The sequence below is a fragment of the Bacillus sp. TCT6 genome (genome assembly GCF_056033845.1).
On record NZ_JBVYHX010000001.1, the window covers coordinates 416,659 to 428,137 of the forward strand.

An 11,479-nucleotide genomic window follows, 5' to 3' on the forward strand; every position below is an offset into this window, starting at 1 on the left:
GATGGCTAAGAAGGGGAATGTATTACAACAACTCGGTTCTTTAATCGGTTTAGTATTAATTATCGTCGTAATTACAGCTTTAAATCCAGCATTCATTGAAATTCCAAATTTATTTAATATACTGCGTCAAGTATCGATTAATGCGCTTATTGCATTCGGAATGACCTTCGTAATTTTAACAGGGGGTATTGACTTATCGGTAGGTTCTATTTTAGCATTATCAAGTGCACTTGTTGCTGGAATGATGGCAAGTGGCATGGATCCGTTCCTTGCAATGGCAGTTGGACTATTAGCAGGTCTTGTAATGGGAATTGTAAACGGTATTATCATTGCGAAAGGAAAAGTAGCTCCATTTATTGCAACTTTAGCAACAATGACTATTTTTCGTGGGTTGACGCTTGTTTATATGGACGGACGTCCGATCACCGGTCTTGGTGATCATTTAATGTTCCAAATGTTTGGCCGCGGTTATTTTCTTGGTATTCCGGTACCAGCTGTTACAATGATGATCGCTTTCGCAGTACTGTACTTCATTTTGAAGAAAACGACATTTGGCCGTCGTACATTTGCAATTGGTGGAAATGAAGAAGCAGCAGCACTATCAGGTATTAATGTTACGAGAATTAAAGTAATGATTTACGGTCTTTCTGGAATTTTGGCAGCGCTTGCAGGTATTGTCTTAACATCACGACTAGATTCTGCACAGCCGACTGCAGGTACTTCTTACGAATTAGATGCAATTGCAGCAGTTGTATTAGGTGGAACAAGTCTTTCTGGGGGAAGAGGATGGATTGTTGGTACATTCATCGGTGTACTAATTATCGGTGTACTAAATAACGGTTTAAATTTATTAGGTGTATCTTCTTTCTTCCAACAAGTTGTAAAAGGACTTGTAATCTTACTAGCTGTATTAATTGATCGCCGAAAAGAAGCATAATGGAGGGACAGTTCATGAAGAAATGGTTACTTATACTCGTTGCATGTATTATGGTCATTACTGCTGGTTGTTCAATGGAACCACCAGAATGGGCAAAGGATTCTAGCGATAAAGGTCGAAATAAAACTATTAAAGTTGGATTCTCTGTTTCAACTTTAAATAATCCCTTCTTTGTAACTTTGAAAAAGGGTGCAGAAAAGAAAGCGAAAGATAGCGGCATCGAATTGATTGCTGTTGATGCGCAAAATGATGCAGCAAAGCAAACGAACGATGTTGAAGATTTAATTCAAAAGGGTGTCGATGTAGTTGTTATTAATCCGACCGATTCAGATGCTGTTGCTTCAGCGGTAAGTGCGGCAAATGCAGCAAATGTTCCTGTTATTACAGTAGACCGCGTTGCAAATTCAGGTAAGGTTGTTTCTCACATTGCTTCTAACAATATCGAAGGTGGTCAAATGGCTAGTGATTACATTCGTGAATTAGTCGGCGAAGGAGCAAACGTTGCTGAGTTAGAAGGAATCCCTGGATCGTCTGCTGCTCGTGAACGTGGGAAAGGATTCCATAACGTAGCCGATAAGTCTTTAAAAGTAGTTGCCAAACAAGCGGCTGATTTTGATAGAGCGAAAGGATTATCTGTTATGGAAAACATTTTGCAAGCAAATAGCGATATTAAAGCCGTGTTTGCGCATAACGACGAGATGGCATTAGGTGCACTTGAAGCATTGAAGTCTGCTGGAAAAACAGATGTAGTCGTTGTTGGATTTGATGCAACTGAAGATGCTGTGAAAGCGGTTAACGATGGGCGTATGGCTGCAACAGTCGCTCAAAAACCGGAATTAATCGGAGAGAAGGCGATGCAAACAGCAAAAGAGATAACACAAGGTAAAAAAGTGGACAAATCTATTCCGATTGAATTAGAGCTTATTAAGAAAAATAAATAAATATAAAATGAAAATTAGGAAGGAAGAATAACAAATGAAATTTTTTATTGATACAGCAAACATTAACGAAATTAAAGAGGCAAATGCATTAGGCGTAGTAGCTGGAGTAACGACAAACCCATCACTTGTAGCAAAAGAAGGCGTAGATTTCCATGAGCGTATTCGTGAAATTTGCAGCTTTATAGAAGGACCTGTAAGTGCAGAAGTAATTAGCTTAGAAGCTGATAAAATGATTGAAGAAGGAAAAGAATTAGCGAAGATTGCTCCAAACGTTGTTGTAAAAGTTCCAATGACAACAGAAGGTTTAAAAGCAGTAAAAGCGTTCTCTGATTTAGGAATTCGTACAAACGTTACATTAGTATTCTCAGCAGTGCAAGCATTACTTGCAGCTCGCGCTGGTGCAACATATGTTTCACCATTCTTAGGTCGTTTAGATGATATCGGTCATAACGGTATGGATTTAATTCGTCAAATCGCAGAAATCTTTGCAATTCATGGCATCGAAACAGAAATCATTGCAGCATCTGTACGTCACAGCGTTCACGTAACTGATGCAGCATTAAACGGTGCACATATTGCAACAATCCCAGCAAACGTAATTGCTTCATTAGTGAAGCACCCATTAACAGATCAAGGAATTGAGAAATTCTTAGCTGATTGGGAAAAAACACAAGAGAAATAATAGAAAATCAAGAATCCTAGTTTAATTGACTAGGATTCTTTTTTATTTAAAAGAATTTTCATGCAATTTTGCATATTGTCTTTTAAATTTGTTATATAAGATATTTAATATATATCACATAACTCTTTATTTTTCATATTTCGATATAAAGTGAAACGTTAATAAGTGGGGGCTTTGTTCATCAGCACACTGATTATTAGTTGAACCAAGGGATAAACAGATAGAGGGTCTGACCAGAAAACTGGAGGGCATGATTCTATAACAGAAAGTTTAATGTTTATAGAATTATGTCTTTTTATATAGGGAGGGTAGTAAACAGAGATTTCGACAAAAACGCACCGATTTATCTGAATTTTAAGTTTTATAAAAGGAGAGAAATGGAATGAGAAGAAAAGCCCCATTTAAAGTGTTGTCATCATTAGCAATTGCAGCAATTATCGGATGCACATCTGTAATGAGTGCGCCGTTAGCATATGCAGAAACGCCAGCAAAAGAGAAAGAGAATGTGTCTACAACGCCAATTGATTACAATTTAATTCAAGAAGATCGTTTAGCGGAAGCTTTGAAAGAAAGAGGAACAATTAATCCAGCATCTTCTAAAGAAGAGACGAAAAAGGCTGTCGAGCAATATATTGAAAAGAAACAAGGAGATCAGGCGAACAAAGAAATTCTTCCAGATGCTCACTCACAAGAAACGTCTGATTTCACAAAAAAAGTAAAAGAGAAAAAGATGGAAGAAAAGGAAAATGTAAAAAAGACTGAAAAAAATATTAATCTTGAGCAAAAGCCAGAACCAAATAAAAAGCAATTGAATGGGCAAGTTCCAACTTCAAAAGCAAAGCAAGCTCCATATAAAGGATCTGTTCGATCAGATAAAGTATTAGTGCTACTCGTTGAATTTAGTGATTATAAACATAATAATATTGATCAAACACCAGGTTATATGTATTCGAAAGACTTTAGTAGAGAACATTATCAAAAGATGTTGTTCGGTAAGGAGCCTTATACATTATTTGATGGTTCAAAAGTAAAAACGTTTAAACAATACTATGAAGAGCAGTCTGGTGGTAGTTATACGACAGACGGATATGTAACGGAGTGGCTAACAGTTCCAGGAAAAGCATCTGATTATGGAGCTGATGGTAGCAGTGGTCACGATAATAAAGGTCCGAAAGGTGCACGTGATTTAGTGAAAGAAGCTTTGCATGCAGCTGCTGAGAAAGGACTAGATTTATCTCAGTTTGATCAGTTTGATAGGTATGATACAAACGGGGATGGGAATCAAAATGAACCTGACGGTGTAATTGATCATTTAATGGTAATCCATGCTGGTGTTGGTCAAGAAGCAGGTGGTGGTAAATTAGGTGATGATGCGATCTGGTCACATCGTTCAAAATTAGCAGTAGATCCAGTAGCGATTGAAGGTACAAAATCAAAAGTAGATTACTTTGGTGGAAAAGTAGCAGCACATGATTACACAATTGAACCAGAAGATGGAGCTGTAGGTGTGTTTGCGCATGAATTTGGACATGATCTTGGATTACCAGATGAATATGACACGAAATATACTGGAAATGGTTCACCTGTCGAAGCTTGGTCATTAATGAGTGGAGGTAGTTGGACAGGAAAAATCGCAGGAACGGAGCCGACAAGTTTTTCACCACAAAATAAAGACTTCTTACAAAAGAATATGGGTGGCAACTGGGCAAAAATATTAGAAGTAGATTACGATAAAATTAAGAGTGGTGTGGGAGTTCCTACCTATATTGATCAAAGTGTTACGAAATCAAATCGTCCAGGCGTTGTACGTGTTAACTTACCAGGTAAAAGTGTTGAAACGATTAAACCGGAGTTTGGAAAGCATGCATATTATAGTACAAGAGGCGATGATATGCATACAACGTTAGAGACACCTTTCTTTGATTTAACAAAAGGAACAAATGCAAAATTCGATTATAAAGCAAATTATGAGTTAGAAGCAGAGTGCGATTTCGTCGAAGTACATGCAGTAACAGAAGATGGAACGAAGACGTTAATTGATAGACTTGGAGAAAAAGTAGTCCAAGGAGATAAAGATACAACAGATGGGAAATGGATTGATAAATCATATGATTTAAGTCAATTTAAAGGCAAAAAAGTGAAACTACAATTCGACTATATTACAGATCCGGCTGTAACATATAAAGGTTTTGCGATGGACGATGTAAATGTAACTGTTGATGGACAAGTTGTATTTTCTGATGATGCAGAAGGACAGTCTAAAATGAATTTAAATGGTTTTGTTGTTTCTGATGGGACAGAGAAGAAAGCTCATTATTACTACTTAGAATGGAGAAACTATGCGGGATCAGATAATGGTTTAAAAGCAGGAAAAGGTCCAGTGTATAATACAGGTCTTGTCGTTTGGTATGCAGATGATAGCTTTAAAGATAACTGGGTGGGGGTGCATCCAGGTGAAGGATTCCTTGGTGTTGTAGATTCTCATCCAGAAGCGCTAGTTGGTAATTTAAACGGAAAACCAGCATACGGTAATACGGGCATGCAAATTGCAGATGCTGCATTTTCATTTGATAAAACACCAGCATGGAGTGTAAATTCATTAACACGTGGTCAGTTTAACTATTCTGGATTACAAGGTGTTACAACTTTTGATGATTCAAAAGTATATAGTAACAAGCAAATTGCAGACGCAGGAAGAAAAGTTCCAAACCTTGGACTTAAATTCCAAGTTGTTGGACAGGCAGAAGATAAATCGGCAGGCGCTGTTTGGATTAAACGTTAATAACATAAAAGCACATTCTTCATATGAAGAGTGTGCTTTTTAATTTGTACAGTAAGTTATTATTTTAGTTTATGTAATACAAGTGTTTATTCATGTGTAGTGTATCAAATTATGTGGGGAAAGGAAATATTTCCGAGGAAATTGTCGAAGTATCGTCGTTATTTATAAACTTTCTTTTTAAAAGAAGTAATGTATTATTGCCTTTACGGCTCAATTTATTTACATTGTTATTTGGTTATACACAAAAGTAATATATTGGGCAAAAAAGAGTTCTATTCAATAGGGCTCTTTTTATAGATAGAAAGGAGTAAGCGATAAATGAAAGAAGTTATTGGATGTCCACAGTGTGAAGGGGATATTACTGTACAACATATTATTGATCTCCCACATCCTTTTTCATTAAGGTGTCCACATTGTAAGGTGAAGTTGAAAGAAATAAGGGTAACGTCATGTTTAATATTAGCGATGATTTGTATAATTCCATTGTTTATTATTATTGGAGAGAGTATTAAGGAATTACTAGTAAAATATTTTTCTATTGTAGACAATGTACCAACTGTACTTATTTTCTTTTTATTTTGTTATCCATTGTATTATTTCTATGAAAAATATAATGCTATATTGTTTATTAAATATGGTTTGCTGAAAGTTAAAAGTTGAATTGAATAGGAGATTATCATTATGCTTTGGAAAATATATTTAGTTATTGTAGCAATGTTAGCTATTATTTCGTTAGTAAGGGGTATGTTTCAAACACCAATTCAAAAGTTTGACTTTGTAGTATCTATTATTACGTGGATAGGGCTCTTTGGTTTTGTATTTGATATACAAATATTAACCTCGATTGTTTGGAAATGTATCTTCTTGTTTAGCGTCATTTGGACTTTAACTGCAGTTTTTGTTTTTCGTTTATATGAAGAGCGAGATGAGCCATTACCTTTTATATTTAAATTAATTGGCATTATTCCAACGCTTCCATTATATTACGGATTATATCAATATGCATTTTAAAAAAGACAACGATGGATTATCCCATCATTGTCTTTTTTACTTTGCTTCTTACATAAATCATCCCAGCAAATGTTAATAAAAATGCTGTCCCGATAATGAAGCTGATGCTAGGTGATGCTCCGATTGCGCCGACTGTAAAGGAGCCAGCAACAACTCCTAATGAGAAGAAGGCATAAAATAATCCGAATGCCTTTCCGCGATTATCGTCTGTAGTATTTTCAACGAGTAAAGCGTTAATAGACGGAAAGAGGATTGCGAATCCAATTCCATAAATCATCATTACAATAAAGAGCATACCTTTTGTAGCAAATAATCCGAGTAAAGATAATGCGAATGCCATAACTGCAATTCCGATTAGCATTAGTTTCGAACGATTAAATCGATCGTAAATACGATTTGTTGGAAGCAAGAAGAAGAGGATAGCAGTAATACCAAATACACTTAACATCATGCCTGTTGTAGATGCTTTAAGCGCTAATGCCTCAACTTTTACTGGTAACATATAAGTGACAATTCCTTGTGAAAACATTAATGTGAAAGCACCAATATATGCTTGTAATAACGGTTCTGATTTTAACAGTTCAATCATATCTTCTTTGTTCATCATTTGCGTTCTTGATGTATCTTTTCTTGATACGTTATTTGGTAAGAAGAATAGAGATACGATCGTACCAAGAGCCATTAAAATAGAAATAGTAATGAAGACCCATTCTACGCCAGCTGTTGCTTTCATAATACCGCTGAAAGCAGGTCCTACGATTGCCGCTGTTCCAACAGCAGCACCAGATAGAGCCATTGCTTTTCCTTGTCTTTTTGCATTTGTTTGTTTTGATAAAAATGTAAAGGCAGCAGGAATTAAAAAGCCATCACTAAATCCATGCATAAAGCGCACAACTAATAGTTGTTCACCACTTTGAACAACGGTGTATAACAAGACTATGAAACTCGTAATTCCCATGCTTATATAAAGGATTTTTTTTGCACCAAATTTATCGACAGCGGCTCCAGCAATAATATTACCAATCATATTAGCGAATGAGTACATACCGACAACTAGCCCGATAATAAGAGGAGTTCCTCCAAGGCTTTGAGCGAAAGTACTCATAATAGGTAATTGTGAAAATGTATCTAAAAATGCCACGATAACGATAAAGTAAATAAAATATTTCAAGCGATATTCACCTCTCCAATGCTATTATGGCACAATGCTAATTTCACCTGCAATGAAATTGAATTAACAGATGTGGAAAAAAGTACAAAGTGACAAAATATTGAACGTTATTTGTAAAAAATTAGTAGGAATGTGATTGTTTTTTTGAAATATATGGATAGAAGTATTATAATAGATTTGTAAACTTCACCAGGTTAAGTATATACATAGAGAGGGATGTATAAAATGAAAGCACTACTTTGGCATAATCAACGTGATGTACGAGTAGAAGAAGTACCAGAACCAACAGTAAAACCAGGAACAGTGAAAATCAAAGTTAAATGGTGTGGTATTTGTGGGACAGACTTGCATGAATATTTAGCAGGGCCTATTTTTATTCCAACAGAAGAACATCCATTAACACATGTGAAAGCACCTGTTATTTTAGGTCATGAGTTTAGTGGTGAGGTAATAGAGATTGGTGAAGGAGTTACATCTCATAAAGTGGGAGACCGCGTTGTTGTAGAACCAATTTATTCTTGTGGTAAATGTGAAGCTTGTAAACATGGACATTACAATGTTTGTGAACAACTTGTTTTCCACGGTCTTGGCGGAGAAGGCGGCGGTTTCTCTGAATATACAGTAGTACCAGAAGATATGGTTCATCACATTCCAGATGAAATGACGTATGAACAAGGTGCGCTTGTAGAACCAGCAGCAGTAGCAGTTCATGCAGTACGTCAAAGTAAATTAAAAGAAGGGGAAGCTGTAGCAGTATTTGGTTGCGGTCCAATTGGACTTCTTGTTATCCAAGCAGCTAAAGCAGCAGGAGCAACTCCTGTTATTGCAGTTGAACTTTCTAAAGAACGTCAAGAGTTAGCGAAATTAGCAGGTGCAGACTATGTATTAAATCCAGCAACTCAAGATGTGCTAGCTGAAATTCGTAACTTAACAAATGGTTTAGGTGTAAATGTTAGCTTTGAAGTAACAGGTGTTGAAGTTGTATTACGCCAAGCGATTGAAAGTACAAGCTTCGAAGGACAAACTGTAATTGTTAGTGTATGGGAAAAAGACGCAACAATTACTCCGAATAATTTAGTATTAAAAGAAAAAGAAGTTATTGGTATTTTAGGATACCGTCACATCTTCCCAGCTGTTATTAAATTAATTAGCTCTGGTCAAATTCAAGCAGAGAAATTAATTACGAAAAAAATTACAGTGGATCAAGTTGTTGAAGAAGGATTTGAAGCACTTGTAAAAGATAAAACACAAGTGAAAATTCTTGTTTCACCTAAATAAGATAGAATCGAAAAGAGTAGCCCTTTTCTAGAAATAGAAGAGGGCTACTTTTTTTCTATACTGAAAGGTGATAGACTTTCCTTTGACTAAATGTATTTTTGTTTGGAAGGGAGAATCTAATGCTTTCATTTTTGTTAACTTTAAAGCGAATGTTAAGAGCCTGTTTACGAGCGTGGAAAGATAAAGAATTTCAAGTATTATTCGTATTAACAATTTTGACTTTAATATCGGGTACGATTTTTTATAGTACGGTTGAAGGGTTACGTCCTTTAGATGCGTTATATTTTAGTGTTGTGACATTGACAACTGTAGGAGATAAAGATTTTAGTCCTCAGACAGATTTTGGAAAGGTTTTCACGATATTATATATATTTATTGGAATGGGATTAGTGTTTGGATTTATTCGTAAGCTGGCAACTAATGTACAATTACCAACGATATTATCAAATAGAAAAAAAGAGTAAAGCATTCAGATGCTTTACTCTTTTTTTACATTAGTTTAGACAAGCCTTAATAATAGTTTATTAAAATGAAAGTGTATTCATTCATTATATTCACTGTGTATAAAGTTATAATGATATGAACATTTGCATATTTTGATTTAGTGATAGAATTTTCATGAAAGGTGGGATATTCTAGTCATAGGTTAACCGGATGACATCATAGGATCCTAACAAAATGTTTACAATAATTCAATTATAAAATGGAGGATTTTATATGAAAAAGAAAGTACTTGCTTTAGCGGCAGCTATTACATTAGTTGCTCCATTACAAAGTGTTGCATTTGCTCATGAAAATGATGGGGGACAGAGATTTGGAGTTATTCCGCGCTGGTCTGCTGAAGATAAACATAAAGAAGGCGTGAATTCTCATTTATGGATTGTAAATCGTGCAATTGATATTATGTCTCGTAATACAACACTTGTAAAACAAGATCGAGTTGCACTATTAAATGAATGGCGTACTGAGTTAGAGAACGGTATTTATGCTGCTGACTATGAAAATCCTTATTATGATAATAGCACATTTGCTTCACATTTCTATGACCCTGACAATGGGAAAACTTATATTCCGTATGCAAAGCAGGCAAAGGAAACTGGAGCTAAATATTTTAAATTAGCTGGTGAGTCTTACAAAAATAAAGATATGAAACAAGCATTCTTCTATTTAGGATTATCTCTTCATTATTTAGGTGATGTAAACCAACCGATGCATGCGGCAAACTTTACGAATCTTTCGTATCCACAAGGATTCCATTCTAAATATGAAAACTTTGTAGATACGATAAAAGATAATTATAAAGTAACGGATGGAAATGGGTATTGGAACTGGAAAGGTACGAATCCAGAAGATTGGATTCATGGAGCGGCAGTAGTTGCGAAGCAAGATTATGCTGGCATTGTAAATGATAATACGAAAGATTGGTTCGTAAGAGCAGCTGTATCACAAGAATATGCAGATAAATGGCGCGCTGAAGTTACACCAATGACAGGTAAGCGTTTAATGGATGCACAACGTGTTACTGCTGGATATATTCAGCTTTGGTTTGATACGTACGGAAATCGTTAAGTATTTGAAGAAGGTCAAATCTCAGAATAGAGTATTTGGCCTTTTTATCACTATACAATACATGGAGGTATGAAACGTGAAAGGTAAATTGCTAAAAGGTGTACTTAGCTTAGGTGTTGGTTTAGGAGCTTTATATAGCGGAACGTCAGCTCAAGCAGAAGCATCTACAAATCAAAATGATACATTAAAAGTGATGACGCATAATGTATATATGCTATCAACAAACTTATATCCAAACTGGGGACAAACTGAGCGTGCTGATTTAATTGGGGCGGCAGATTATATAAAGAATCAAGATGTTGTTATATTAAATGAAGTGTTTGATAATAGCGCATCAGATCGTTTATTAGGCAATTTGAAGAAAGAATATCCAAATCAAACAGCAGTATTAGGTCGTAGTAGTGGAAGCGAATGGGATAAAACGTTAGGGAACTATTCATCTTCAACTCCTGAAGATGGTGGCGTTGCGATTGTCAGCAAATGGCCAATCGCTGAAAAGATTCAATATGTATTTGCAAAAGGATGCGGGCCAGATAATTTATCGAATAAAGGATTTGTATATACGAAAATTAAGAAAAATGATCGCTTCGTTCACGTAATTGGGACGCATTTGCAGGCGGAAGATAGTATGTGCGGAAAAACTTCACCAGCATCTGTACGTACGAACCAATTAAAAGAAATTCAAGATTTTATTAAAAATAAAAATATACCAAATAATGAGTATGTGTTAATTGGTGGTGATATGAACGTAAATAAAATAAATACAGAGAACAAGAATGATTCAGAGTATGCATCTATGTTTAAAACATTGAACGCTTCTGTACCATCTTATACTGGACATACAGCGACTTGGGATGCAACGACAAACAGTATTGCAAAATATAATTTCCCTGATAGTCCTGCTGAGTATTTAGATTATATTATTGCAAGTAAAGACCATGCGAACCCACCGTATATAGAGAATAAGGTGTTACAGCCGAAATCTCCACAATGGACTGTTACATCATGGTTCCAAAAATATACGTATAATGATTACTCTGATCATTATCCAGTAGAGGCGACTATTTCTATGAAGTAGTTTCAAAAAGTTTCTTCGTAAAGAAGAAAC

At 35.5% G+C, this 11,479-nt stretch carries 11 protein-coding genes; 10 read left to right on the forward strand and 1 reads right to left on the reverse strand.

What is annotated here, in order from left to right:
- The first annotated feature begins 1 nt into the window (after position 1).
- From AC0ONG_RS01925 to AC0ONG_RS01950, 6 genes are all read left to right on the forward strand, one after another.
- Entirely contained in the window at positions 2-937 is a 936-nt protein-coding gene (locus tag AC0ONG_RS01925) for an ABC transporter permease subunit (RefSeq protein ID WP_001074641.1), read from the forward strand.
- Positions 938-951: 14 nt separating this feature from the next.
- A complete protein-coding gene (rbsB, locus tag AC0ONG_RS01930; protein ID WP_000758976.1) occupies positions 952-1,878 on the forward strand; it encodes a ribose ABC transporter substrate-binding protein RbsB in 927 nt (308 codons plus the stop codon).
- A gap of 34 nt (positions 1,879-1,912) precedes the next feature.
- A complete protein-coding gene (fsa, locus tag AC0ONG_RS01935) occupies positions 1,913-2,560 on the forward strand; it encodes a fructose-6-phosphate aldolase (protein ID WP_000667666.1) in 648 nt (215 codons plus the stop codon).
- A gap of 382 nt (positions 2,561-2,942) precedes the next feature.
- The gene (inhA2, locus tag AC0ONG_RS01940) at positions 2,943-5,342 is read left to right on the forward strand and encodes a M6 family metalloprotease immune inhibitor InhA2 (RefSeq protein WP_001252974.1); all 2,400 of its coding nucleotides are present in this window, start codon (positions 2,943-2,945) and stop codon (positions 5,340-5,342) included.
- A 318-nt stretch (positions 5,343-5,660) separates the two neighbouring features.
- Complete coding sequence (locus AC0ONG_RS01945) at positions 5,661-6,002, forward strand: hypothetical protein (protein WP_000665762.1); 342 nt, start codon at positions 5,661-5,663, stop codon at positions 6,000-6,002.
- Positions 6,003-6,023: 21 nt separating this feature from the next.
- Positions 6,024-6,353, forward strand: coding sequence for a hypothetical protein (locus AC0ONG_RS01950; protein ID WP_000964465.1), 330 nt, complete (start codon positions 6,024-6,026; stop codon positions 6,351-6,353).
- 16 nt (positions 6,354-6,369) lie between these two features.
- Here AC0ONG_RS01950 and AC0ONG_RS01955 read toward each other — a convergent pair whose 3' ends face one another.
- Positions 6,370-7,524, reverse strand: a complete 1,155-nt coding sequence (locus AC0ONG_RS01955) for an MFS transporter (RefSeq protein ID WP_000873268.1) — start codon at positions 7,522-7,524, stop codon at positions 6,370-6,372.
- 225 nt (positions 7,525-7,749) lie between these two features.
- Between AC0ONG_RS01955 and bdhA the strand changes: the two genes are divergently transcribed.
- From bdhA to sph, 4 genes are all read left to right on the forward strand, one after another.
- Positions 7,750-8,802 carry a (R,R)-butanediol dehydrogenase gene (bdhA, locus tag AC0ONG_RS01960; protein WP_000645827.1) on the forward strand — a complete coding sequence of 351 codons (1,053 nt, stop codon included), beginning with the start codon at positions 7,750-7,752 and terminating at the stop codon, positions 8,800-8,802.
- Positions 8,803-8,921: 119 nt separating this feature from the next.
- A complete protein-coding gene (locus AC0ONG_RS01965) occupies positions 8,922-9,266 on the forward strand; it encodes a potassium channel family protein (RefSeq protein ID WP_000948213.1) in 345 nt (114 codons plus the stop codon).
- A 253-nt stretch (positions 9,267-9,519) separates the two neighbouring features.
- Complete coding sequence (gene cerA / locus AC0ONG_RS01970; protein ID WP_000730997.1) at positions 9,520-10,371, forward strand: phospholipase CerA; 852 nt, start codon at positions 9,520-9,522, stop codon at positions 10,369-10,371.
- A 76-nt stretch (positions 10,372-10,447) separates the two neighbouring features.
- The gene (gene sph / locus AC0ONG_RS01975; protein ID WP_000676800.1) at positions 10,448-11,449 is read left to right on the forward strand and encodes a sphingomyelinase C; all 1,002 of its coding nucleotides are present in this window, start codon (positions 10,448-10,450) and stop codon (positions 11,447-11,449) included.
- Positions 11,450-11,479: the final 30 nt, after the last annotated feature.

What these genes read in the sequence shown, in the direction of transcription:
- AC0ONG_RS01950 (WP_000964465.1), top strand. Translation starts at nt 6,024, where the DNA reads ATGCTTTGGAAAATATATTTAGTTATTGTAGCAATGTTAGCTATTATT.
- bdhA (WP_000645827.1), top strand. Translation starts at nt 7,750, where the DNA reads ATGAAAGCACTACTTTGGCATAATCAACGTGATGTACGAGTAGAAGAA.
- AC0ONG_RS01965 (WP_000948213.1), top strand. Translation starts at nt 8,922, where the DNA reads ATGCTTTCATTTTTGTTAACTTTAAAGCGAATGTTAAGAGCCTGTTTA.
- AC0ONG_RS01945 (WP_000665762.1), top strand. Translation starts at nt 5,661, where the DNA reads ATGAAAGAAGTTATTGGATGTCCACAGTGTGAAGGGGATATTACTGTA.
- AC0ONG_RS01925 (WP_001074641.1), top strand. Translation starts at nt 2, where the DNA reads ATGGCTAAGAAGGGGAATGTATTACAACAACTCGGTTCTTTAATCGGT.
- fsa (WP_000667666.1), top strand. Translation starts at nt 1,913, where the DNA reads ATGAAATTTTTTATTGATACAGCAAACATTAACGAAATTAAAGAGGCA.
- rbsB (WP_000758976.1), top strand. Translation starts at nt 952, where the DNA reads ATGAAGAAATGGTTACTTATACTCGTTGCATGTATTATGGTCATTACT.
- cerA (WP_000730997.1), top strand. Translation starts at nt 9,520, where the DNA reads ATGAAAAAGAAAGTACTTGCTTTAGCGGCAGCTATTACATTAGTTGCT.
- inhA2 (WP_001252974.1), top strand. Translation starts at nt 2,943, where the DNA reads ATGAGAAGAAAAGCCCCATTTAAAGTGTTGTCATCATTAGCAATTGCA.